The sequence below is a fragment of the Desulfuromonas acetexigens genome, assembly GCF_900111775.1.
Taxonomy (GTDB): Bacteria; Desulfobacterota; Desulfuromonadia; order Desulfuromonadales; family Trichloromonadaceae; genus Trichloromonas; species Trichloromonas acetexigens.
In genome coordinates, this window is record NZ_FOJJ01000001.1 from 521,972 (window position 1) to 545,527 (window position 23,556).

The 23,556-nt window shown below is 57.5% G+C and carries 26 protein-coding genes; 2 read left to right on the forward strand and 24 right to left on the reverse strand.

Annotated features, from left to right (window positions below; translation table 11 throughout):
- Positions 1 to 65: 65 nt before the first annotated feature.
- The 5 genes from fdxA to rpsB all read right to left on the reverse strand — a co-directional run bounded on the left by fdxA (position 66) and on the right by rpsB (position 3,422).
- Positions 66 to 224, reverse strand: a complete 159-nt coding sequence (fdxA, locus tag BQ4888_RS02490; RefSeq protein ID WP_092053220.1) for a 4Fe-4S ferredoxin — start codon at positions 222 to 224, stop codon at positions 66 to 68.
- 42 nt (positions 225 to 266) lie between these two features.
- Entirely contained in the window at positions 267 to 824 is a 558-nt protein-coding gene (frr, locus tag BQ4888_RS02495; protein WP_092053223.1) for a ribosome recycling factor, read from the reverse strand.
- Positions 825 to 829: 5 nt separating this feature from the next.
- Positions 830 to 1,555 carry a UMP kinase gene (gene pyrH / locus BQ4888_RS02500; RefSeq protein WP_092053226.1) on the reverse strand — a complete coding sequence of 242 codons (726 nt, stop codon included), beginning with the start codon at positions 1,553 to 1,555 and terminating at the stop codon, positions 830 to 832.
- 53 nt (positions 1,556 to 1,608) lie between these two features.
- Positions 1,609 to 2,523: a translation elongation factor Ts gene (tsf, locus tag BQ4888_RS02505; protein ID WP_092053229.1), complete on the reverse strand. Its 915-nt coding sequence runs from the start codon at positions 2,521 to 2,523 to the stop codon at positions 1,609 to 1,611.
- 131 nt (positions 2,524 to 2,654) lie between these two features.
- The gene (gene rpsB / locus BQ4888_RS02510; protein ID WP_092053454.1) at positions 2,655 to 3,422 is read right to left on the reverse strand and encodes a 30S ribosomal protein S2; all 768 of its coding nucleotides are present in this window, start codon (positions 3,420 to 3,422) and stop codon (positions 2,655 to 2,657) included.
- Between the two features lie 220 nt (positions 3,423 to 3,642).
- On the opposite strand from rpsB, the gene lptF reads away from it, so the two are divergent.
- Together lptF and lptG are read left to right on the forward strand one after the other, a co-directional pair.
- On the forward strand, positions 3,643 to 4,812 hold the full coding sequence (gene lptF / locus BQ4888_RS02515; protein ID WP_092053231.1) for an LPS export ABC transporter permease LptF: 1,170 nt from the start codon (positions 3,643 to 3,645) through the stop codon (positions 4,810 to 4,812).
- Complete coding sequence (gene lptG / locus BQ4888_RS02520; RefSeq protein WP_092053234.1) at positions 4,809 to 5,891, forward strand: LPS export ABC transporter permease LptG; 1,083 nt, start codon at positions 4,809 to 4,811, stop codon at positions 5,889 to 5,891. Before lptF ends, lptG begins: the two co-directional genes overlap by 4 nt.
- An 86-nt stretch (positions 5,892 to 5,977) precedes the next feature.
- Here the strand turns inward: lptG and ltrA are convergent, their stop codons facing one another.
- The 19 genes from ltrA to lptC all read right to left on the reverse strand — a co-directional run bounded on the left by ltrA (position 5,978) and on the right by lptC (position 23,520).
- On the reverse strand, positions 5,978 to 7,381 hold the full coding sequence (gene ltrA, locus BQ4888_RS02525; RefSeq protein WP_092053237.1) for a group II intron reverse transcriptase/maturase: 1,404 nt from the start codon (positions 7,379 to 7,381) through the stop codon (positions 5,978 to 5,980).
- 511 nt (positions 7,382 to 7,892) lie between these two features.
- On the reverse strand, positions 7,893 to 9,353 hold the full coding sequence (gene ahcY / locus BQ4888_RS02535) for an adenosylhomocysteinase (protein WP_092053241.1): 1,461 nt from the start codon (positions 9,351 to 9,353) through the stop codon (positions 7,893 to 7,895).
- Positions 9,354 to 9,431: 78 nt separating this feature from the next.
- Positions 9,432 to 10,163 (reverse strand): hypothetical protein, encoded by a 732-nt coding sequence (locus tag BQ4888_RS02540; RefSeq protein ID WP_092053244.1) that lies wholly within the window; start codon positions 10,161 to 10,163, stop codon positions 9,432 to 9,434.
- A 93-nt stretch (positions 10,164 to 10,256) separates the two neighbouring features.
- On the reverse strand, positions 10,257 to 11,336 hold the full coding sequence (locus tag BQ4888_RS02545; protein ID WP_092053247.1) for a TIGR04283 family arsenosugar biosynthesis glycosyltransferase: 1,080 nt from the start codon (positions 11,334 to 11,336) through the stop codon (positions 10,257 to 10,259).
- 72 nt (positions 11,337 to 11,408) lie between these two features.
- Positions 11,409 to 12,578 (reverse strand): methionine adenosyltransferase, encoded by a 1,170-nt coding sequence (gene metK / locus BQ4888_RS02550; RefSeq protein ID WP_092053249.1) that lies wholly within the window; start codon positions 12,576 to 12,578, stop codon positions 11,409 to 11,411.
- A 98-nt stretch (positions 12,579 to 12,676) separates the two neighbouring features.
- Complete coding sequence (gene ptsP / locus BQ4888_RS02555; protein WP_092053252.1) at positions 12,677 to 14,461, reverse strand: phosphoenolpyruvate--protein phosphotransferase; 1,785 nt, start codon at positions 14,459 to 14,461, stop codon at positions 12,677 to 12,679.
- A complete protein-coding gene (locus BQ4888_RS02560; protein WP_092053254.1) occupies positions 14,442 to 14,708 on the reverse strand; it encodes an HPr family phosphocarrier protein in 267 nt (88 codons plus the stop codon). Before BQ4888_RS02560 ends, ptsP begins: the two co-directional genes overlap by 20 nt.
- A 51-nt stretch (positions 14,709 to 14,759) precedes the next feature.
- Positions 14,760 to 15,494: a PTS system mannose/fructose/sorbose family transporter subunit IID gene (locus BQ4888_RS02565; protein ID WP_092053257.1), complete on the reverse strand. Its 735-nt coding sequence runs from the start codon at positions 15,492 to 15,494 to the stop codon at positions 14,760 to 14,762.
- Positions 15,494 to 16,189, reverse strand: a complete 696-nt coding sequence (locus BQ4888_RS02570) for a PTS sugar transporter subunit IIC (RefSeq protein ID WP_092053259.1) — start codon at positions 16,187 to 16,189, stop codon at positions 15,494 to 15,496. The genes BQ4888_RS02565 and BQ4888_RS02570 overlap by 1 nt, the downstream gene beginning before the upstream one ends.
- A gap of 1 nt (position 16,190) precedes the next feature.
- Positions 16,191 to 16,679, reverse strand: coding sequence for a PTS sugar transporter subunit IIB (locus BQ4888_RS02575; protein ID WP_092053261.1), 489 nt, complete (start codon positions 16,677 to 16,679; stop codon positions 16,191 to 16,193).
- A gap of 19 nt (positions 16,680 to 16,698) precedes the next feature.
- A complete protein-coding gene (locus tag BQ4888_RS02580; RefSeq protein WP_092053262.1) occupies positions 16,699 to 17,100 on the reverse strand; it encodes a PTS sugar transporter subunit IIA in 402 nt (133 codons plus the stop codon).
- Position 17,101: 1 nt separating this feature from the next.
- Positions 17,102 to 17,977 (reverse strand): RNase adapter RapZ, encoded by an 876-nt coding sequence (gene rapZ, locus BQ4888_RS02585; RefSeq protein ID WP_240746293.1) that lies wholly within the window; start codon positions 17,975 to 17,977, stop codon positions 17,102 to 17,104.
- Positions 17,970 to 18,944, reverse strand: coding sequence for an HPr(Ser) kinase/phosphatase (hprK, locus tag BQ4888_RS02590; protein ID WP_092053267.1), 975 nt, complete (start codon positions 18,942 to 18,944; stop codon positions 17,970 to 17,972). Before hprK ends, rapZ begins: the two co-directional genes overlap by 8 nt.
- Before the next feature lie 50 nt (positions 18,945 to 18,994).
- The gene (locus BQ4888_RS02595; protein ID WP_092053270.1) at positions 18,995 to 19,453 is read right to left on the reverse strand and encodes a PTS sugar transporter subunit IIA; all 459 of its coding nucleotides are present in this window, start codon (positions 19,451 to 19,453) and stop codon (positions 18,995 to 18,997) included.
- A gap of 85 nt (positions 19,454 to 19,538) precedes the next feature.
- On the reverse strand, positions 19,539 to 20,087 hold the full coding sequence (gene hpf, locus BQ4888_RS02600; protein ID WP_092053273.1) for a ribosome hibernation-promoting factor, HPF/YfiA family: 549 nt from the start codon (positions 20,085 to 20,087) through the stop codon (positions 19,539 to 19,541).
- A gap of 91 nt (positions 20,088 to 20,178) precedes the next feature.
- Positions 20,179 to 21,630 carry an RNA polymerase factor sigma-54 gene (rpoN, locus tag BQ4888_RS02605; RefSeq protein ID WP_092053276.1) on the reverse strand — a complete coding sequence of 484 codons (1,452 nt, stop codon included), beginning with the start codon at positions 21,628 to 21,630 and terminating at the stop codon, positions 20,179 to 20,181.
- Between the two features lie 59 nt (positions 21,631 to 21,689).
- A complete protein-coding gene (lptB, locus tag BQ4888_RS02610; protein ID WP_092053457.1) occupies positions 21,690 to 22,412 on the reverse strand; it encodes an LPS export ABC transporter ATP-binding protein in 723 nt (240 codons plus the stop codon).
- 2 nt (positions 22,413 to 22,414) lie between these two features.
- Entirely contained in the window at positions 22,415 to 22,930 is a 516-nt protein-coding gene (lptA, locus tag BQ4888_RS02615) for a lipopolysaccharide transport periplasmic protein LptA (RefSeq protein ID WP_092053279.1), read from the reverse strand.
- Complete coding sequence (gene lptC, locus BQ4888_RS02620; protein WP_092053282.1) at positions 22,927 to 23,520, reverse strand: LPS export ABC transporter periplasmic protein LptC; 594 nt, start codon at positions 23,518 to 23,520, stop codon at positions 22,927 to 22,929. Before lptC ends, lptA begins: the two co-directional genes overlap by 4 nt.
- Positions 23,521 to 23,556: the final 36 nt, after the last annotated feature.

A 23,556-nucleotide genomic window follows, 5' to 3' on the forward strand; every position in this document is an offset into this window, starting at 1 on the left:
ATTTAAAAGGGAAACCAGGCGGGAAAATAGAAAGGGCGCCTTACGGCGCCCTTTCTGGGGTGAACTTAAGCCACGATCGCGCTGACCGGACAGCTGTCGGCACAGGCGCCGCATTCGGTGCAATCATCGGTGATCTTGTACTTGTCGCCGGCTTCGACAATGGCGCTGACCGGGCAGGTGTCGACGCAAGCGCCGCAGGCGATACATTCATCAGTGATTTTCATGAAACTTCCTCCTTGGTTGATTTGGATGGAGTGGTTTGGGGGTTAGATCTCCATCACTTCCTTCTCCTTGACCGCCACGACCTCATCGGCCTTGGCCACGAACTTGTCGGTGAGATCCTGGATCTCCTTCTCGACGCGCTTGGCGTCATCTTCGGAAATTTCTTTATCCTTGGCAAGCTTTTTTACCGCATCGTTGGCGTCTCGGCGAACATTTCGCACCGCAACCTTCGTATCTTCGACCATGCGCTTGAGCATCTTTACCATCTCTTTACGCCGGTCCTCGGTCAGAGGCGGGATCGCCATGCGGATCAACTGCCCGTCGGAACTCGGGGTCAGCCCGAGATCGGCTTTAAAAATGGCCTTCTCGATTTCCGGCAGAAGTTTCTTTTCCCAAGGCTGAATGGTGATCAGTCGGGGTTCGGGAATCGCCAGCGTACCCAACTGGCTAAGAGGGGTCGGCGTTCCGTAATAGTCCACGCGCACATCGTCAAGAAGCGATACCGAAGCACGACCGGTGCGGACTTTCGTAAAATCTTTCTTCAACGATTCGATAGCCTTGTCCATTGCTGAACGGGCTTTGCTGACAATATCCTTGGTCATTGGACTTAATCTCCTTTGACAATCGTACCTATAGGTTCGCCGAGCACGACCCGCATGATATTGCCACGGCAGGTCAAATCGAAGACCACGATCGGCAGATGATTATCCATGCACAGGGAAGTGGCGGTGGCATCCATGACCTGCAAGCCCCTTTTCAGGACATCCAGATAGGTCAGGGTCGAAAACTTGACAGCATCTTTATCCTTGGCCGGATCGGCAGTATAGACCCCGTCGACCTTGGTTGCTTTGAGAATGACCTCGGCGCCGATCTCCATGGCCCGCAGGCTGGCGGCGGTATCGGTGGTAAAGTAGGGATTGCCGGTGCCCGCGCCGAAAATCACCACCCGACCCTTTTCCAAGTGGCGCACGGCACGACGACGAATGTAAGGCTCGGCCACCTGCTGCATGTCAATCGCCGACTGCACGCGGGTAGCCACCCCGACCTTTTCCAGAGCGTCCTGCATGGCGAGGCTGTTCATGACCGTCGCCAGCATCCCCATATAGTCGGCGCTGGCGCGATCCATACCTTTGGAAGCGGCAGCGACGCCGCGGAAAATATTGCCGCCACCGATCACCAGCGCCACCTGGGTGCCCAAGGCCGTGACCTCACGGATTTCCTCCGCAATCCCGACGATGACATCGGGATCAATGCCGTAGCCTTGATTGCCGGCCAAGGCTTCGCCGCTAAGCTTAAGTAGAATTCTTCGATATACCGGTTTTGCGTCGTTCATTGCTTCTCCGCCAGGCCCCCCCAAAAAAGGGGGCCTTATAGAGTAGTGTGGTATTACTTGACGAGTGAGGCAACTTCCGAGGCGAAATCGTCTTCTTTTTTCTCGATGCCTTCACCCAACTGGAAACGGGCGAAACGGGTAAGCTTAACCGGAGCACCGATCTCCTTAGCGAGAGCCTCGACCACCTTGGTGACCTTATGATCGGGATCGATGACATAGGCCTGCTCAAGGAGGCAGACCTCTCCGAAGAACTTGTTGATCTGGCCATCGAGAATCTTCTCGACCAGGTGATCAGGCTTGCCGCTCTCCTTGGCCTTGACGCGCATAATCTCTTTTTCCCGGTCGACAACCTCGGCAGGAACTTCCTGACGGTCAAGAAACTGAGGATTGGCAGCGGCCACATGCATAGCCAGCTGTCGCGCCAGAGTCAGTACTCGCTCGTCATCTTCCTTGGCGGTAGCGAGCTCAACCAGCACGCCGATCTTGCCGCCAGCATGAACATAGGAAGTCACCACGCCGGCGTCAACAGCAAAACGGGCAAAGCGCCGCACGTTGATATTCTCACCAATGGTGGCGATCTGGTGAGTCTGCTCCTCGGCGACAGTGCGGCCAGTACCGGGAAACGCCACGGCCATCAAAGACTCGAGGTCCTTCGGAGCATGGTCGATAACGGCCTCGGCCACTCCGGCAGAAAAAGCCTGAAAAGCGGTGTTCTTGGCCACGAAATCGGTCTCGGCATTAACTTCAGCAATCGCACCAATCCGGCCCTGGCCGGCAGCGGTCACCATTCCCTCGGCAGCAACCCGGCCCGCCTTCTTAGCCGCGGCAGAGAGGCCTTTTTTCCGCAGGTAGTCGATCGCCGTTTCTATATCCCCGCCGGTTTCGGTCAGAGCTTTTTTGCAATCCATCATGCCGGCGCCAGTTTTGGCGCGCAGTTCCGATACCATCGATGCTGTAATCTGTGCCACGGACAATCCTCCAGCAACCTGCCCGCAAACCGGGCAGATAAGATTCAGGTTAGTTAATACAAAAATTATCGATCAATCTTTAAAAAAGCGCCCCTGGGGGCGCTTTTTTATTGATCTTGCCGAGTAGAAAATCAGGCCTCGGCCGACTGCTCGGCCACAGTTTCCACCGCTTCGACCTGATCGGCCCCTTCGGAGTCGGTGCGGATAGTATTTTCGCGAGCCTGGCTGCCTTCAATGCAGGCCTCCGCCATCTTCGAGGCAAAGAGGCGAATGGCGCGAATGGCATCATCGTTACCAGGAATAATGTAATCAATATCATCGGGATCGCAGTTGGTATCGACTACCGCCACCACAGGGATGCCCAACTTACGGGCTTCCTTGACGGCAATCGTCTCTTTCTTGGGATCGATGACGAAAATGGCGCCGGGAAGCTTGGTCATATTCTTGATCCCGCCAAGGCTTTTTTCCAGCTTGGCGCGCTCACGCTCCAACTGCAGCGCCTCTTTCTTGGTGATCAGATCATAGGTCCCGTCTTGGGACATAGCCTCGATCTTCTTGAGACGATCAATGCTCCCCTTGATGGTGGAAAAATTGGTCAGCATGCCGCCGAGCCAACGGTTATTAACAAAGTATTGGCCGGCGCGCAGGGTCTCTTCCATGATGGCGTCCTGAGCTTGCTTCTTGGTCCCGACAAAGAGGATCTTGTCGCCATTCTCGACGGTCTGCTTGATAAACTCTTGAGCGGTCCGAAAATAACGGACGGTCTTCTGCAGGTCGATAATGTAGATGCCATTTCTAGCGCCGAAGATATAAGGCTTCATCTTCGGATTCCAGCGTTTAGTCTGATGTCCGAAATGGACACCGGCTTCCAACAGTTGTTTCATGGTGATCTGAGCCATGGGGACTACTCCTTCTTTTCCGTGGTTGAGTTCCTCCGCCTCCATCTTTCCCGCCGGATTTTCCGCCACCATTTGGCGAAACACCGTCCGGCAGGTCCGGAAGCGTGCGTGATTTTTCGGACAACGGGTTTCTATAGCACGCCTTTTACTTTTGGATCAAGCAAAAAAACGCCTCAAATCTGGTTTACAAGCGTCCCCTGTTGGTCTAATATCCGCAGCCATGTCCATCAGGAGAATTCATCGCTATATCGCCAGGGAGATCGGAGTCCCCACCCTTCTTGCCTTGGTCGTCTTCACTTTCGTGCTGCTCATGGGGCGCATCCTCAAGTTGATGGAACTGGTCATCAACAAAGGGGTTCCTGCCATTGAGATCCTTCAGCTTTTTTCCTATCTGATCCCTACTTTTCTGGTCATCACTCTACCCCTCGCTTTTCTGCTCGGGGTAATGCTCGGATTCGGGCGCCTTTCTTCGGACAGCGAAATCATCGCTCTCAAGGCCTCTGGCGTCAGCCTCTATTATATGTTCAAGCCAGTATTGGCCCTGGCCGTGCTCACCGCCCTGTTGACCGCGTTGCTCACCCTCGTCTTGGGTCCGGCCGGAAACCGGGCCTTTCGTGAACAGATTTTCAACATCGCTGCCAAACGAGCCAATGTCGGCATTCAACCCCATGTCTTCAACGCCGAATTCGATGATTTGGTGCTGTATGTCGACGATGAGGACGAAGAAAATAACATTTTTAAAGGGGTGATGATTTCTGACCAAAGAACCGGGTCGAGTCCATCGATCATTTTCGCTCAGCAGGGCAGAATTTTTTCCGACCCCGAAGCCCTGACCCTCACCCTGCGCATCGAAAATGGCGCCATTCATCGCGCCACGCCGGGCAAGGAAGCCGATCAGATCATCCGTTTTTCTACCTACGACGTGAACCTGAATATGGGACAACAACTGGAGCAAGCAGAAAAACGACCGCCGAAACCGGCAGAGATACGCTCCCGTGAACTCGCCAAAACCCTGTTCCCCGATTCCGGCAACAAGCCGGAGAACCCCAAACTGGCCATCGAGTTTCACAGTCGACTGATATTCCCCCTGGCCCCCCTCCTCTTTGCCCTGATTGGAGTACCCTTGGGGGTGCATGCCCAGCGTTCCGGCCGTAGCGGCAACTTCTCCATCGCGTTGTTCGTCTTCCTCAGCTATTACCTCTCCCTCTCCCTAGCTGAAACCCTGGTGGTCGAATCGGGCTTTCCTGCCGCTTTCAGCCTCTGGTTTCCCAGCCTGCTCTTTTTCATCGGCGGACTCATCCTCTTCCATCGCGCCGCTCAGGAACGGCGACTGTCCCTCTGGGATCAGGTCCTTTCCCTGTGGAAGGGGCGCAAGGGGGGCGGGACATGAGCATTCTCCATCGCTACATTCTTCATTTTTTCACCCGCCTGCTCCTTCTGTCCCTGGGCGCTTTCGCCGGCATTTTTCTGCTGGTCGACTTTCTGGAAAAGGTTGACGACTTTCTGGAACATGGCGCGGCGATTTCCCTTTACGTTCTCTATCTGCTCAACATGCTTCCGGTCGCCGTGGCTCAGGTCATTCCCTTGGCGACCCTGCTTGCCGCCTTTGGCACCCTGGGGGGCCTGTCGAAAAGCAACGAGTTGACCGCCATGCGCGGGGGGGGCATCAGCATCTGGAAGATCACTCTACCGCTGCTGATCTCAGGCCTGCTCCTTTCCGCCGGGCTCTTTTTCGTGAATGAGTTTCTGATTCCCGTCAACCAGAAGAAAATTCACTACATTCTGCAAAACGAACTGCGCGGCAAGCAGGAAATTCTCTTCAAGCGGGATAATATCTGGTTTCGCGAAGACGGAACCATCTACCATGTTCGCCAGTCGCAACCGGAAAACAATCGTCTACTCGGCGTGACCATCCTCGAATTCGATGAGCAATTCCATCTGATCAGCCGCCAGGACGCCCCCCTCGCCCGATTCGAGGAGGGAGTGTGGATCTTCGAAGACCTCGTCAGTTATCGTTACGACCCCGACACCAGCATGATTGTCGAACGGTTGAGATTTCCCCAAAAGTCGCTGGAGTTGGCGAAAAAGCCCGAAGACTTTACGGAAACCTTCTACAAAGCAGAACAGCTTGGTTTTTTCGAGTTACGCAGCCTGGTCGAAAAAATGAAAAACGAGGGGTACAATCCCCGAAATTATCAGGTCGATATGCACGCCCGCCTGGCCTATCCTTTCACCTGCCTGACCATGACCATGCTCGGAATTCCCTTTGCCCTGCGTAAAGGTCGCTCCGCCAGCCTAGCTGTCGGCGTGACCCTTTCGGTAGCCGTCGGCGTGGTCTTTTTCATCCTCCAGACCCTGCTCACCACCCTCGGCTACTCAGCAGTCATTCCTCCTTTCATCGCCGCCTGGTCGGCGCTGCTGATCTTCTCCCTGCTGGCGGTCTGGCTGCTCCTTTCGACCCGGGATTAGCCTCAAGAATTTCCCATCGGGTAGGAGGCGGGGTTGCCCCCGCCGTCCTCCCACACCACCGTGCGTACGGTTCCGTACACGGCGGTTCACGTGGCGTTCTGAAAGCGTCGGAGTTGGTCACTTAACGACACCAACCCCGCTTTGTCGAAGTAAGATTTCCGGAATGCGTAGTTCATGTGCGAGGCTCCTGAGTTCCACCAGGGGCCTCGCCCGTTTGTGGCGGATTTCCAAGCCACCGGCTCCGGTAGTCCCCTCTGCATCAGTTTCCTGGCTCGGGTGTAGGGCCGTTTCCACTGGCGCCATAGAATGCAGCGCAGTTTGCGCCTGACCCATCCATCCAGATCTTCGAAGATCCCTTTGACCTCCGCCAGGCGGAAATAGGCGATCCATCCGCGAAGCTTCGGTTTGCTCTCCTCGATGACCCGTTGCAGGCTTCTTCCCCTGCCCCGCCGAAAGATCCGGCGCAATCCAGCTTTGAGACGTTCGACCGACGAATCCGACACTTTGATGCGCGGATTCTTGTGCCACGTCATGCTGTAGCCCAGAAAGGTTCGATTCCAGGGACGATCAACGGCGCTTTTGGCGACGTTGACCTTGAGCTTGAGCCGCCCTTCGAGGAACTGGGTCATTGAGGCCATCACCCGCTCGGCGGCGCGCCGACTTTGCACATAGACGTTGCAATCGTCGGCAAACCGGCAGAAGGCATGACCTCGTTTTTCCAACTCCTTATCCAACTCGTCGAGCAGGATATTCGACAGCAAAGGGGAAAGAGGGCCGCCTTGAGGCGTCCCTTCGGCTCGCTGCGAAACAATCCCGCCTTCGAGCATCCCGGCCTGCAGGTAGCGGCGAACAAGTCGCAACACCTGCCGATCCTTGACCTTGCGGGCGATTCGCGACATCAGGATGTCGTGGTTTACCCGGTCAAAGAACTTTTCCAGATCCACATCCACCACCCAGCGTCGCCCGCCGGCGACATACCTGCGAGCGGCCTGAATGGCTTGGTGGGCACTCCGTTCGGGCCGAAACCCGTACGAGTGTTCGGAGAAATCCGGATCGAACAACGGCATCAGCACCTGATACAGGGCCTGCTGGATGAGCCGGTCCATGACCGTGGGGATGCCGAGCATGCGCACCCCACCTCCGGGCTTGGGGATTTCCACCTTGCGCACCGGTTGGGGCAGGTAACGCCCCTCCAGCAGTTCTTCTCTGATGCGCGGCCAGCATTCCATCAGGTGCGCCTTCAGTTCGTCCACCGTCATCGTATCGATGCCGGGAGCTCCCTGGTTGGACCTCACCCGATGATAGGCCGCCATCATGTTGTCGCGGTCGACAACCTCCTCCATCAACCGCGTTCGCGCTTCCGTCCAGGACGATTCTTTCGTTGCCGTGACGTTTGACGCACCCATGGCGTACTCTCGCGACTTCCGGTCGCTACCCTCGGCCGTGGCCCGGGGCATCGCAACCCCAGCTTCTGCGTCTCCATACATCATCGAAATTCAAGGCTCCTGTCCGACGCCTCGTGTTCGGTCCTTCACTGGGCGGTTACTCCAGCTAGTACGACCTCGGCTGACTTCTGCCAATCCATCCCGACGCCTTGCGACGTCGGTAGCACGAGGCAGATTGACAGACCTCCCAGGGTAATGCGCGTGACCTTCCTCCCATATACCCGCCGCATCTACAGCCCCACCCTCCCGGATGACTATCGGGCTTTGAAGATATTGGCCTTCTCGCCCGGATGGGACTGCCTCGTATGCGATTCCTGTTCGTCGGGCCGGGATTTTGCCTGCGGCTTCCTTCAGATCCCACCTCACGATGGACACCCTTGCCGTTCGGCTAGCGGTTCCCGTCATCAGGGTCCGCAGGGGACTTGCACCCCCAAGTCAACGATTGACCACCACGATCAATCATCTGGTGCTTGCGCACCACGCGCCATGCCTGGCGCACAAACAAAAAGCCCACCTTGATGAGGTGGGCTTTTTTTTGGGGGGAATCCCATCAGTCTCAGTACCGGTAATGATCGGGCTTGTACGGCCCCTCCACAGGAATGCCGAGATATTCCGCCTGTTCCTTCCGCAGGATGGTCAGGCGCGCGCCGAGTTTGCCGAGGTGAAGCCGGGCAACTTTTTCATCGAGCTGCTTGGGCAGGACGTAGACCCGGTTTTCATAGCACCCGTCGTTATTGAAGAGTTCGATCTGGGCCATAACCTGGTTGGTGAAGCTGTTGGACATGACAAAAGAGGGATGCCCGGTGGCACAGCCGAGGTTGAGCAAGCGCCCTTCGGCCAGGACGATGATGGCGTGGCCATCGGGGAAATACCACTGATCGACCTGATTGCCGTGCTCTTTGGGATTCTTGATATTCACCTTTTTGATTCCCGGTACCTTGGCCAGGGCCGTCATTTCGATTTCGTTGTCGAAGTGGCCGATATTACCGACGATGGCGTTATGCTTCATGCGCGTCATATGGGAAACACGGATGACATCACGATTACCGGTCGTGGTGATGAAGAGGTCGGCCGTCTCCACCACATCCTCCAGGGTGTTAACTTCGTAGCCTTCCATGAGCGCCTGCAGAGCGCAGATCGGATCGATTTCAGTGACGATGACCCGCGCCCCCTGGCCGCGCAGGGACTGGCAGCAGCCCTTGCCGACATCGCCGTAGCCGCAGACGACAACCACCTTGCCGGAGAGCATGACGTCGGTGGCGCGCATGATGCCGTCGACCAGACTGTGTCGGCAGCCGTAGACGTTGTCGAATTTGCTTTTGGTGACCGAGTCGTTGACGTTCATCGCCGGGAAAGGGAGCAAACCATCCCGCTGCAACTGATAGAGACGATGCACGCCGGTGGTGGTTTCCTCGGTGACGCCGCGGATGGAGTTGCGGATTTCAACCCAGTTGTTGCGCCGGGCGGCGATGGACTCCTGCAGACACTTGACCAACTCGACCCAGTCCTCGGGATCTTCCTGGCCCAACTCTGGCACTCCCGACTCCTGCCACTTGGCTCCTTCGAGAACCATCATGGTGGCGTCGCCGCCGTCGTCGAGGATCATGTTGGTCACCTGTCCGTCGGGCCAGGTCAAGGCCTGCTCCGTGCACCACCAGTATTCGGCCAGGGTCTCCCCCTTCCAGGCGAATACCGGAATCCCGGCCGGCTTTTCCGGCGTTCCCCCGGGACCAACCGCCACTGCGGCCGCAGCCTGATCCTGGGTGGAAAAAATGTTGCACGACGCCCAACGAACCTGAGCGCCCAACTCCACCAGAGTTTCGATCAGGACGGCGGTCTGGATGGTCATGTGCAGCGAACCGGTAATCCGCGCACCTTTCAACGGGTGCTTGCCCCGGTATTCCTCGCGCAGGGCCATCAGTCCTGGCATTTCGACCTCGGCCAGTTCGATTTCCTTGCGCCCCAGGGTCGCCAGGTGCAAATCTTTGACTTTAAAATCCAGGTTTTTTTCACTCATTACGGGTGTGACTCCTTTGTATGCGGTCGGTTGGAACAATCAAAATCATTCCGGTGATAAACGTTATTTGAGCCCCCCTCAGAGGGGCAATATCAGCGAGTGCAGGCGACCGGTATCGACTTCCTTGAACTGCACCCGTACCTCGCGCGCGGAAGTCGCCTCGGCAGGGAAGAAAAGGAACCCGCGCCCCAGGGTACCGGCGGCGATACTCCGATTTTCCAGATGCTTGTTGGCCAGATCCCGGGAGATCCGTCGCCCGGCGTCGCCGGAAGTCCCCGACTGGGTTCCGCCGATCACCGCTCCGCCGGCCGCACCCAGAGCTGCCCCCTTGGCTGCGGCGGTGCCGACATTCTCTCCGGCGACAATACCGATGGCGGCACCTAGGAGCGCCCCACCAGCGGCGCCGATAAAGGATCCCTTGCCCGCGCCCTTGGCGATTTCTCCGAATTCGGAACTGGTTTCCAGACGCTCATAGGCCGTGCGGTTATCGAGCACGTTCCAGTAACGCCCCTCGCCATCGACCAGAAAGGTCTGGTCCGGCACGATCAACAGGGAATGAATCCCGAGATTGTCGATGATGACCTGCACCGGTAGAATGCCCGCACCGCGAATATCAAACCCGAAATTCTCCCGCGCCGAGGCGCTGTCGGGATAGGCCTCGGCGGCGACTTGGGCACCCGCGACCATTTGCATGCCGGAATAGGCGGTAGGCGGCTTAAAGGGAACCTCTTGGCTCTTGTAGGTGGAGCAAGCACTCAGCAACAGGACAAAGAGTAGAAGTAGCGGATATATTTTCGAAACGTAGGGCATGGCAATCTCCTTCTCGGTTGGCATGACTATCAATGCAGTTTAACAGGTTCCCCCGCGTCGACAATGGCAAGACGGTGGATGAAGAGGGCGAAGCTATCTCCTGGGGAATCGACTGCCGAAAATCAGAAGCAGATACCCCCCGGTGCCAAGACCCACAGCCAGAAAAAAGCGCCCGGGCAGCCATCGGCATACCCGGCGCAAGGGCTTTTCCCAACGATCGAGACAGGGGGTCTTTTCACCGCGAAAATCGCGATTGCGCCGCAGCCCCAGGCGAACATCGAGGACCAGCAACAGTTGCCAGGCATTGTCCAGGGCAAACGCTGCCGAATCATAGCAGAGACGCCACCTTTCCCGCCATGGCCGATCGCGCAATAACCCCCACACGGCTCGAGCAGGGGCTCGTAGGTCGATGCGGCCGGCTTGATCCTGAACCCGGTAAAGGCCGGGCGCCGCCCGCAGAAAATCGAACCAGCCGACGGCCAGGGCGTTGAGGATCAAGGCATTGAGCCATTGCCGACGAAACAGGCCTTCAGCGACAAAACGGCGAGCCGATGTCGTGATTTCCGCCGGCAACAAGAGCCATTTCCCCTGCTGAAAGACTCGCTCCGCGAAGCGCTCATCCTCGAGAAAAGACAGATCGGTAGCGAAGGGGCCAAGGCGGGAGAAGAGCTGTCGCTGGAGCAGAAAACCCTGGTCGCCATGAATGCAGCCGGGCCGGTTTTGCCGCGCCTTGCTTTCATAAAAGGCATAGACGCCGGGATGGTGCCCGCCGGTGTCGGCAAAACGCAAGGCGAAACGCCCGGCGATAAGGGGAGCGGCCAGGCGTTCGCTCTCGGCGATTAAGTGCCCTACCCCACGGGCCAGCGCGGTCGGATCGGCGAAGCGGCTGTCGGCATGAAGAAAGAGCAGCCATTCCCCCCTCGCCCAGCGAACACCGGCATTGAACTGCGTTCCCCGGCCGGCCGGGGAGTCGACCTGCACCAGATGAAAATCGGTCACCGCCGACGCGGCAAGGGAACGGGTGTCGTCCCGCGAGCCGCCGTCAACGATGATCAGCTCAAAAGCGATTCCCCGCTGTTGTCCGAGGTTCTCCAGCAACTCCGGCAGAGTCCCCTCTTCGTTGAGGGTCGGGACGATGACAGAGAGTTCCGGAAGGCCAACCGGGTTAGACATCGGTCAGCACAAAACAGCGAAAGAAAAGGCGAACCTTGCGGTTCGCCTTTCGGGTTCCTTAACCATCCCCGATCAGAGTCCGGCGCGACTGCGCAGGGAATCGATCCGGTCGGTGCGCTCCCAGGTGAACTCGGGGAGTTCCCGGCCGAAATGGCCGTAGGCGGCCGTCTTGCGGTAGATGGGACGGAGCAGGTCGAGGGTTTCGATAATGGCGCGGGGGCGCATATCGAATTCCTCCCGAGCGATGCGGGCGATCTCATTGGAGGGGAGCTTGCCCGTGCCGAAGGTATTGATCATAACCGAAACCGGCTCGGCCACGCCGATGGCGTAGGCCACCTGCACCTCGCACTTGTCGGCGAGGCCCGCCGCAACGAGGTTCTTGGCCACGTAGCGAGCCATGTAAGAAGCGCTGCGGTCGACCTTCGAGGGATCCTTGCCAGAGAAAGCGCCGCCGCCGTGGGAACCCTGGCCGCCGTAGGTATCGACGATGATCTTGCGCCCGGTCAGACCGCAGTCCCCCATCGGACCGCCAACGACGAAACGTCCCGTCGGATTGATGAAATATTTGGTCTTTTCATCCAGCAGGTTGTCGGGAATGACTTTTTTCACGACTTCTTCGATAATCGCTTCCTTGAGGGTCTCGTAGCTGACATCGGGGGCGTGTTGAGAAGAAACGACAACGGCATCGACCCGAATCGGCTTATCGTTGATGTACTGGATGGAAACCTGGGACTTGCCGTCCGGCCGCAGGAAGGAAAGAAGCCCACTCTTGCGCACGTCGCTGAGCCGCTTCGCCAGTTTATGGGCGAAGGTGATGGGCATGGGCATGAGCTCACGGGTTTCGTTGCAGGCATAGCCGAACATCAAGCCCTGATCTCCGGCCCCCTGCTCCTTGTGCAGGCCCTCCCCTTCGGTCACGCCTTGGGAGATATCCGGGGACTGGCGATCGATGGAAGTCAAGACGGCGCAGGTTTCCCAGTCGAAACCCATGGCCGAGTCATTGTAACCGATTTCCTTGATCGCCTCGCGGACGATGACCGGATAGTCAATGCGGGCGTTGGTGGTGATTTCGCCGGCGATCATCGCCATTCCGGTGGTGACCAGGGTTTCACAAGCCACACGGGAGTGGGGATCCTGGGCGAGGATGGCATCGAGGATGCTGTCGGAAACCTGATCGGCGACCTTGTCGGGATGCCCCTCGGTAACGGATTCGGAGGTGAAAAGAAAATCGGTCATGGCCATGGAGTGTCTTCTCCCTTGAAATAACGGAATATCTTGATCCGGTTGAAAAAAGCGTTTTATAGCAAGTGCCGGCGTCGGGGTCAATAACAAAGAGGGAATCAGGGGGCCGGGGGGCGGAAGAGCACGGGAAAACGCCGGGTCATTTCATCTTCCAGGCAGCGATTAATCTCGGAAGCGGTCGGAAGAGTCAACAATTGTTCCAGGAGATCTTCCCCTTCCGAGCGGCGGACCTGACGCAGCACCTCTTTGACCCGAGGGATGCTGGGCGGGTTCATGGAGAGCTCGTCGAAGCCGAGCCCGAGCAGCACCAGCGTATAGAGAGGATCGGAAGCCATTTCACCGCACATCCCGACGGGAATCGACGCCGCCCGCGCCGCCTGGCAGATCAAGCGCAGGGCACGAAGGATGGCGGGGTGCAAGGGCTCATAAAGATAGGCTACATGCTCGTTGCCGCGATCGACGGCGAGAAAATACTGAATCAGATCATTGGTGCCGACGGAGAAGAAATCGACTTCTCGCGCCAGCAGGTCGGCGATGAGCGCCGCCGAGGGGATTTCGATCATGATCCCGATGGGTAGCCCGGGGTCGTAGGCGACCCCTTCCGCGGTCAGTTCAGCCTTAACCTCCTCACACAGTTCCCGGCAAGCCCAGAGTTCGGCGACGCCCGAGATCATCGGCAACATCAGTCGCGCCTGGCCGAAGGCCGAAGCCCTGAAGATGGCTCGCAACTGGGTCTTAAAGAGCCGCCGTTCCTTAAGGGAAAAACGCACCGCTCGCAGACCCAGGGCCGGATTAAGTTCGTCGGAAATATTGATTTCCGGGGCCAACTTGTCGCCGCCGAGATCGAGAGAGCGAATAGTCACCGGCTGCGGCGCCATGGCCTCCAGCACCGCTCGGTACGCGCTGAGCTGCTCCTCCTCGCCCGGCGGGGCGGAGCGGTTGAGGTAGAGGAATTCGGAACGGAACAGGCCGACCCCTTCGGCGCCGTGGCGCAGGGCCAGAGGAAGTTCCTCGGTCAGTTCGACATTCCCCCGCAAATGAACCCGGACACCATCCAGGGTTTCTCCCGGCAGCAGGCACAAGCCAAGCAGTTCTTCATCCCGCGCCGCCTGAATCAACTGTTTCCGCCGATATTCAGTAATAGTGGCGGCACCGGGGTTGAGGATCAGAATTCCGAGGTAGCCGTCGACGATCACGGAGAGGCCGCTGGGGACGCGCACGGTCAACGTTTCGAGACCAACCACGGCCGGAATCCCTAAAGAGCGGGCCAATATGGCGGTATGAGAGGTCCGTCCGCCGAGATCGGTAGCGAAACCGATGACCCGAGCCTTGTCCATCTGCATGGTATCGGCGGGGGAAAGATCGTGGGCGATCACCACCACCTGATCGGAGATCCCGGCGATCGGTTGCTGTGTATACCCCTTGAGGTTACGCAACAGGCGTTCTCCCACGGAGTCGATATCGGAGCGCCGCTCCCGGAGATATTCGTCCTCGATCGCGTCGAAGACTTCTCGAAACTTCTTAAGGGTGCGCTTCAACGCCCCTTCGGCATTGAGAAAATCCTCTTGAATCAGCTTGACTACCCCATCCAGGAGCAGACGGTCTTCAAGAATCAGTAAATGGGTGTCGATGATGTAGAGATGCTCTGCCAGCTCCCGTGCGGCAACCGTCTCACGGACTTCGTTGAGCTGCCGCTTGGAACTGTCCACCGCCGCCATGAAAGCCGCGACCTCACCGGCGACCTCCCCCGGCGCGACCCTCCGCTCGATCGCGGAAAGACGCTGGCGGTCGATCACATGGGTGCGGCCCAGAGCGATGCCCGGCGACGCCGCCACCCCAACCAACAGGGTGTCCTCGGGGATGTTAGTCTTCACCAAAACCATTTTCCACCAATTGGGCAATGGCCAAGAAGGCCTCTTCCATGTCGGGTCCGGAAACGCTGATTTCGATCTGCGATCCCTTCGGGGCGGCGAGCATGAGAATCCCCATGATGCTTTTGCCGTTGACTTCCATCCCCTCTTTTTCGACGGTCACATCCGACTGGAAGCGATTGGCCGTCTGCACCAGTTGGGCCGCGGCACGGGCATGGAGACCCAACCGATTAACAATGGTAAAACGCTGTTTTTTCATCGATTCATCCCCGAAGACAACGTAGTTTGACAGGCAAATCCACGCCTCGGATCAGCCAAAAAAAACCAAAAGAACCGCCGACATGAGCAGGATCAGGATCAGGTTGGACACGCCCAGGCGGGCGAGCCCGCCAAGTAGCACGACAGGCAGAAGAGCACAAGGGCCCCAGGCCAGGGCGACTTCTGCCCCACGCAGGGTATCGGAAACGAGCACGGCGGACAGGGCACCGAGAAGCAGGGCGGTCCCTTCCTTGCAACGCACCGCCAGATCGGGCAGGTGGTAGCGCTGAACCCGACCGATCATCCCCGGTCCGTACCGGTAACCGCCATGCAGACCAGCGATCAAAGCCCAGCCGTGAGGAAGATTGAAGAGCAGTAGAAAAGCCAGCGGCGCCCACCAGAATCCGGCCGCAGCCAGCAGCAGAGCCAACGCGGCGGCAAGGGGACGCAGCCCGCCCCAGAAAAAAGCATCCCCCATCGCCGCGAAGGGCGCCATGATCATGCCTTTGAATTCGCTGACATCAAGCGAGCCCTCGGCGTGAAGGGAGCGCTCTTCTTCGAGGGCCAGGGTTGTTCCGAGAATCGGTCCGGCCATGAAGGGATGGGAGTTGAAATATTCCAGATGTCGCTGGCAGGCCAAGACCAGATCCTCATCACGATAGATAAAACGCAGAGCCGGGTAGAGAATATAGAGAACTCCAAGGCTTTGCATGCGCTCGTAATTCCAACTCGCCTGCAGCAGGGGCAGGCGCAGCAGAATCCGTAAACGGATTCCCAGCGGCAGCATCAGAACCCCTCCCGCAAAAAGTAAACAAGAAGAAAAGCCAGAATATACAGAACCAGAATGCGTCGATTGCGCAAGGCCCCGAGGAAGACCGCTGTTCCCACCAGCGGAAAAGCCAGGGCCAGCCAAGGAGTGGCGTCACCGACCTTGGCCAGCAGATACGGGGCCAGCCAGGGCAAAAGCAATGAACCGGGAAGGATGATCCCGAGATAGGTTCCCAGTGACGCCAAAGCGAAAAAACCCAAACCGAGCAGATGCCAGCGGGTCGCGGCCACCGGGCGCTGCCGCGACAGGTCCTGTTCAGCCAGGATCAGCAACCGACCGTTACCCTGCCGGGCCAAGTGGTCAAAGATCTGGCCGCACTTGCCTAGTGGCAGGGCGACCAACAGGCAGAGCAGGAGCATAGGCAGCCCCTCGACACCGGCGCTGGCGCCCATCATCAGAGCTAGAGTCGTACCACCCACCGCAATCTGGGTGTCGTCGGGAGGAATCGCCGCCCCGACCGGCAAACGCCCCAGCCACAGAAGTTCGAGTAGTGTTCCGGCCTGCAGGCCAAGTTGGAAATCCCCCAGAACCCAACCGGTCAGCGGTGCGGCGACAATCGGTCGACAGATGAGTAATTGCAGGATGGCGGTCCGGTCGAGCCCAACCAGCAGAGCGACCAGTCCGGCGTAGAGATAGTCCAGCGACCAGGCCATCTCACCCCTCCGGCAGCGGGGAGAGTTTCCTCCAATCCCGTTCACGATCGGCGGGAATACACTGGGCAACGACCCGGACGCCGGCCGCTTCGAGTTGGCTCAAGTTGGCGAGATCCTCGAGGGCGAAGGCAATGGTGCAGGAAACCCGGCGCCGGTTCTCGCCACCATGCAGGTTACCGAGATTGAGCTTGCCGTAAAGCACCCCGAGCCGGTAAAGGGTCAAAGCATCCGCGGAAGTGGCGAGCAGGAGCAGCACCTTGCGGTCGATCAGAATCCCCCCCGAAAGGAGTTTGGCGGCATCAGCAAGACTTTCGACAAAAACCCCCACCCCCTTGGGGACGGCGGCGGTCATGAGAATTTTGCGCATAGGATTGCCCGCCACGAGGTCATTGGCCACCAGAATACAGTCGGCGTGCAGATAGGGCACCCAAGATTCCAGAACCTGACCGTGGATCAAACGATTATCGATGCGGGCAAGAACAATGCTCATGCGTACTCGCGAAAAGAAGTTATTTTTTCAACAACTCGCTCGGAAGAAAAATCCCCTGCTCGCCGCAGGCCTTGAGGAGTACTGCGAGTTCCTCCAGGGAAAGCCCTTCACCGCTGTTGAAAAATTTCAGAACCATCGGCAGATTGACGCCGGTCACCACCTCAACCCGCTCCTGTTCGAGAAAAGCCAGGCTGATATTGGAAGGGGTTCCCCCGAACATGTCGGTCAGGATGATGACGCCCTCGCCGTCTTGGCCCACTTTGTTTATCGCCACGGCGATCCCTTCGCGGATCGCGTCGACGCTGTCTCCCATGTCGATACTGACGGCCCGGGCCTGCGCGGTAGGTCCAATAATCATTTCCGCCGCATGGAGAAATTCCTCGCCCAAATGGGCATGGGTGGCGATAACCAGTCCAATCATCTTATTTTTGCCCCTTGTTGATGTCGCGATGAACCACATCGAGCGTGACATCCGCCTCGGCAAAGCTGGCGCGCAAGGTCTCGACGATAGTGACACTGCGATGCTGGCCACCGGTGCAGCCGATGGAAACGGTCAGATAACTTTTCCCCTCCCGCCGATACTGGGGCAGTAAAAAGGTAAAAAGCGCCTCAAACCGTTCAAGAAATTCGCGGGTTTCCGGATGAGCCAAGACATAGTCGCGCACCCGCGAATCTAGTCCGGTCAACGGTTGCAGTTCGGGAACGAAATGGGGATTCGGCAGGAAACGCACATCCATGACCAAATCGGACTCGGCGGGCAGACCGTAACGAAAACCAAAAGATTGCAGATGCACGACCAGGGGCAGGGCTTCCCCGGCACCGCGTACCCGGCGCACCACGACATCGCGCAACTGATGCGGCGTCAATCGTGAGGAGTCGATAATCGCCGTCGCCTGCCCACGTAGTTCGGCGAGCAGCAAACGCTCTTGGCGAATCCCCTCGGCCACTCCCTCCCGCAGAGCAAGAGGGTGGCGACGCCGGGTTTCCGAATAGCGACGGATCAAGGCCTCATCAGAGGCGTCGAAAAAGAAAATCTCCAGCTCATAACCGGCCTGGCGCACCTCTTCCAACGTCGCTTCAAACCCGGCCAAAAATCCGCGATTTCGGATATCGATAACGACCGCCACCTCCGAGGTAAAACGCACCCCCTGCTCGACCAGTCCAAGGAATTCAGGCAACAGGGCGAGGGGCAGATTATCGACGACGAAGAAACCTTCGTCCTCCAGGGCGCGCGCCGCCGAACTCTTGCCGGAGCCGGAAAGACCGGTAATGATGATGACTCGCTTGCGACTACTCAAGATTATCTCCAATGATGGAATGGGCATGCAGCCAAGCCGTTTCCGCCATGCGTTTTTCCAGCCGATCCTGAAATTCCCGGGCGCTGTGGTACCCCATCTCTTTGAGCAGCTGATTACGGGCCGCGACTTCAACGATGGTGGTGATGTTGCGCCCGGGACGCACCGGAATTTTCAACAGGGGAATCGCCAGCCCGAGGATTTCATAGCGCATCTCCTCAAGGCCGAGCCGGTCAAATTCGGCCTCGTCCCGCCACTCTACCAGCTCGATGGCGAGATCGATTTTTTTGCGCTCGCGGGTGGCGGCCACCCCGAAGAGATGACGGATATTGATGATCCCCAGTCCGCGGATTTCCATATGATAGTGCAGCAGATCGTTCCCTTCGCCGAAGAGCACCGCGGGCAGTTTCATGCGGATCTTGACGACGTCGTCAGCCACCAGCTTGTGCCCCTTGAGAACCAGATCAAGGGCGCATTCGCTCTTGCCGATCCCGCTCTTTCCCAGCAGCAGCACGCCGACACCGAGGATATCCACCAACACCCCGTGAACGGTGGTGGAAGGTAGCAGTCGTTCTTCAAGGAATTGGGTAATCAGGGAAATAAACCGGGAACTCTGATGCTGAGAACGCAGCAATGGAATCGCATATTGCTCAGCGCAATCGATCAGCAGGCGTGGAGGAATCTGGCCTTTGGTGATGATGAAACAAGAGACGTCGAGTTCGCAGAGTCCCCGCAGATGGCGATCGGCTACCTGCGGATCAAGCTGTTCGAGATAGCTCAACTCGGTAGACCCGAGAACCTGAATCCGGTCGGGATGAAGATTGGTGGTATAACCGGCAATAGCCAAGCCGGGCTTCTGGATACGGGGTACCTGAATACGCTTGTCCAGACCGCGCTCGCCAGCGAGCAATTCGAGATCGAGACCGGCCTCTTTTTCGGCCAGCAGCTCTTGGATACTCAGACCAGCCATGCTTTTGCATATACCTGGGGTTCGCGATGGACGGGGAAAGGAAAAAACCTTTACATCCGGTCTTCTTCCTCAGCGATGATGGTGTACAGATCCTCCGCCGGAGCGTCGATGAGACGGCGCCGTACCGCGGGATTCTTCAGCAGCTTGGAGATTCGGGCCAGGGTTTTCAAATGCACCCCCACCGACTCCTCGGGGGCCACTAACAGGAAAAAGAGATGGGCTTGGCGACCATCCATCGAATCGAAGTCAACCCCCCCGCGACTGCGTCCGAAAGCCAGCAGCAGCCGGTCGAGCCGGGCAAGTTTACCGTGGGGTATAGCGACCCCTTCGCCGATACCGGTGCTCCCCAAAGCTTCCCGTTCATGGAGAACGCGCAGAACCTCTTCGGGATCCAGGTTACCAAAAGCCTTGGCGAGGACATCGGTCAACTCACCCAAAGCCTCTTCCTTCCCGGTCGCCTTCAGTTCGCCAGCAATTGCGTTCGGATTCAACAGTTCTGCAATCTTCATGATCTGCACTTTTTAACGGGTTGGCAAACGGGCAACGGCCCGACGACGAAAACCGCTCGCTTCATCGTCGGGCCGTGCCAGGAACTTACTTGCTTTGGGGAACAATCAGGCCGTAGTTACCATCCTTGCGGCGATAGACGACGTTGATTTCATCGGTCGTCGAATCAGTAAAGACGATAAAATCCTTGTGCAGCAGGTCCATCTGCATGACCGCTTCCTCGACAGCCATCGGCTTGACCGGGAAACTGTTGCTGCGGATGATGGTCGGCTCAGGGGCCCCCAGATCGATACTATCGGCGGCGAAAACGGTCTTTTGAATCTGCCGTTCCTTGCCACTGGCGGGCTTGTGTTTTTTCAGCTTTTCCTTGTAGCGCTTCAACTGCCGCTCGATCTTGTCGATAACGGAATCGATAGCGGCATACATGTCGTTGGTTTCTTCAGAGGCCTTGATGGTGATTCCCTTGGCGCTGATCGTCACCACCGCCTTGTGGCGGATTTTTTTCTCGACGGAAAGGAAAGCCTGGCCATCGATCGGCTCGTCGATATATTTCTTGACCCGCTCCAGCTTCTCCGCGACATAGGCACGAACCGGCTCGCTGACTTCCATATGTCTGAATGTCACATCAATCTGCATGGTTGAAACCTCCCAATGATTAAGTTTCTCCCGGTGAAACCAGCTTGTTACCCAGTATAACGATTCCTGGGAGCTTAGCCACCGTGAAGAATTAAAAATGTCGTTTGCGTTCCGTGGATGACCCAAGGCCGAGCATCTCTCGATACTTGGTCACGGTCCGACGGGCGATATCGATCCCCTGCTCCAGCAGCAGGTCGACGATTTTCTGATCGGAAAAGGGCTTCTTTTGATTTTCTCCGGCAATGATCTCCTTGATTTTGCTCTTAACGCTCTCCGAGGCGACGGAATCGCCTTCGGTGGTATTGATGCCGCTGTTGAAAAAATATTTAAGCTCAAAAAGCCCCTGCGGGGTCTGTACGTACTTATTGGTAGTAACGCGGCTGATGGTCGACTCGTGCATCTCAATATCCTCGGCCACATCGCGCAAAACCAGAGGTTTGAGGTAGGCGACCCCCTTGTCGAAAAACTCCCGCTGAAACTTGACAATGCTCTTGGTCACCTTGTAAATGGTGCGCTGCCGCTGATGAATACTCTTGATCAGCCAGACGGCGCCGCGCATCTTATCTTGAATGTACTCGCCGGCCTGGGCGTCGATCCCCTCCCCGCCCGCCAAGGCGTTGCGGTAAAAGGCATTGATGCGTAGGTTGGGCAGACCTTCGTCGTTAAGGACCACGACATATTCGTCATTGATCTTATAGACGAAAATATCGGGGGTGATGTAATGCACCTCCTCCTGGGTAAAGATGCTTCCGGGCCGGGGATCGAGTCCCGAAATAATCTTGGCGGCACCAAGAACGTCGTCGAGGGTCACCCCCAGAGCCTTGGCGATCACCGAATATTTACGCACTTCAAGGTCAGGGATGTGATTGAGCAGAACCGCCTCGACCAGACTCCCTTCCATGCCCAGGTGGCGGACCTGATGCAGCAGGCACTCCCGGAGATCACGGGAAGCCACCCCCGGAGGATCGAAATCCTGTACCACGGCCAAGGCCTGAGCAACCTTGTCAACAGGGGCGCCGGAGGTCGCGGCGATTTCTTCGAGAGAGGCCTGAAGATAGCCGTCATCGTCGAGGTTGCCGATAATCTCGGCGGCGACACGGCGGACATCATCATTAAGACGCGAAAGGTTGAGTTGCCAAAGCAGGTGGTCGGAGAGGTTCCCTTTTTTGGTCAGCAGATTCTCGTAGGACGGGCGATCTTCGTCTTCCTCATAAAAGTCCGCCGTCGACCCACCGAGGCTGTAGCCTTCCAAGTAGGTCTGCCAATCGATATCCGCGACCCCTTCGTTCTCGCCGGAAACTTCCCGAACCTCGTCAACGGACGTCTCGCTCGCCGGGGATTCACCGACGACGGCTTCCTCAAACTCTTTCTCCTCAGGAGCTTCCGCTGCTTCCTCGAGAATCGGATTTTCTTCCAACTCCTGCTGCACCATGTCAACCAGTTCCATACGCGACAACTGGAGCAGCTTGATTGCCTGCTGCAACTGGGGGGTCATCACCAGCTGCTGGCTGAGCTTGAGTTGTTGACGGATCTCTAAAGCCATCTACCGACTCACTTGGTTGCAGGGTTGCTGCGGACGCGGGGCGATGCGTCGCGCGGGGCTCACAGTTGGAAAGATTCTCCCAGATAAATGGCGCGGGCGGCAGAACTGGCCGCGATTTCCTCGGGGGCGCCATATTCGAGGACAGCCCCCTCATTGAGAATATACGCTTTGTCGCAAACGCCGAGGGTCTCACGCACATTGTGGTCGGAAATGAGCACCCCGATCCCCCGGGACTTCAGCGCCGTAATGATCGATTGGATATCCATGACGGCGATGGGATCAATGCCGGCAAAGGGTTCATCGAGCAGGATAAAAACCGGTTCGATGACCAACGCTCGAGCGATCTCCAGCCGCCGCCGCTCTCCCCCGGAAAGGGCATAGCCATAGGACTTAGCGACATGGCCGAGGCGGAAATCCTCCAGCAATTCGGCAACACGCTCAATCCGCTGCGCCGACGTCAGGTCCAGGGTTTCCAAGATCGCCAGCAGATTCTGTTCCACGGTAAGCTTACGGAAGACCGAAGCTTCCTGGGGCAGATAGGAAATTCCGGCCCGCGCCCGCTGATACATAGGAAACTGGGTGATGTTGAGATCATCGAGAAAGACCTCTCCGCGGTCGGGCCTGACCAACCCCACCATCATGTAAAAGCAGGTGGTTTTACCGGCACCATTCGGCCCGAGCAGCCCGATGACCTCCCCGGAAAGGAGTTCCAAGTCGACATCGCGCACCACCTGTCGCCCGCGATAGGCTTTATTCAAGCCCCGAGCGTTCAGACGGCGGATCTTCACTTTTTCTCCCCTTGAGGATGGAAGACCGCGTTCACCCGGCCGCCTTCCTTGCCAGTGACCACACTACGCTCCTCGTTGAGGAAGACGGTAATCTCATCCCCCTGAACCGAATCCTTGCCCTGATGGACCTTGGGCGAACCGGTGAGGACAACCTTGCTTTCGCGATTGAAAAAAACCGCCTTGCCGCCGGTAGCGGTCCGTTCTCCCTGGACTATGCGCACGTTACCAACCGCCACGACTTGGTCGATATCCCTTTGCTTACCCGTGGAATAATGGATCGTCACTTCGTCGGCGTAGATGGTGGCATCTCCCTGCTTGGCGACGACGGTGCCGCTGAACTTGGCGCGTCCCGACGGGTCATCCCCCTCCAGCCGATCAGAGGTGATTTCAATCGGCTGAGAGTTATCGAAGTTCCCCAACGCCGAGGACTTTTCCTCGGCGCTAGCGACAGCGCCACAGCAGAGGAGAAACAAAGCCAATAGCAGGCTTTTGGTCGGAATGAATGATTTCATGGCTTGGCAACCTTTTGTATCCGCGCCTTAACCTGGCCGAGAACCTGGTAGGCATGCTTGTCCACGTCGAATTTCAGTCCCGTTCCGGTCAACTCCATTTCATCGGAGAGCATGCGGATGGGAGCATCGGTCGTGATCAATCGAGCCGCTTCGGAAAAATCGAGATAATCGGAGTAAAAAAAGTAACCTCGGACGCTCTCCACCACAACCTCTCCCCGGGCGGTAACTTCCTTGCTTTCCGTATGCAGTTCACCCGTTTGCGACTTAAGGGTGGCGATCTGCTCGCCCTGCTCGTCGAAAAAGGTCATGAAGACATCGCGAATCAGGGTAAATCCATCTTTGACACTATAATCCGCCGAATCGGCCAACAGGTGCCAGCGGCGCAAACCGTCGCGGGTTTCCGTATAATCGATCCCCTTGACTACGATATCGACATTCTGCGGTAAAGCCTCAATCAACTCTTCCGGCGCCCTTTCCCGGTAGTTCACGAGCACTATCACAAGCAGTACAGAAGACAGTACAGCGATGAACAAACCTAATAAATTTCGGGCGCTTATCTTGATTTTCATGACTGAAAGGCAGTATAGCATTTCACCAGAGAAGAGTAAAGACGAATCCTGGCTATT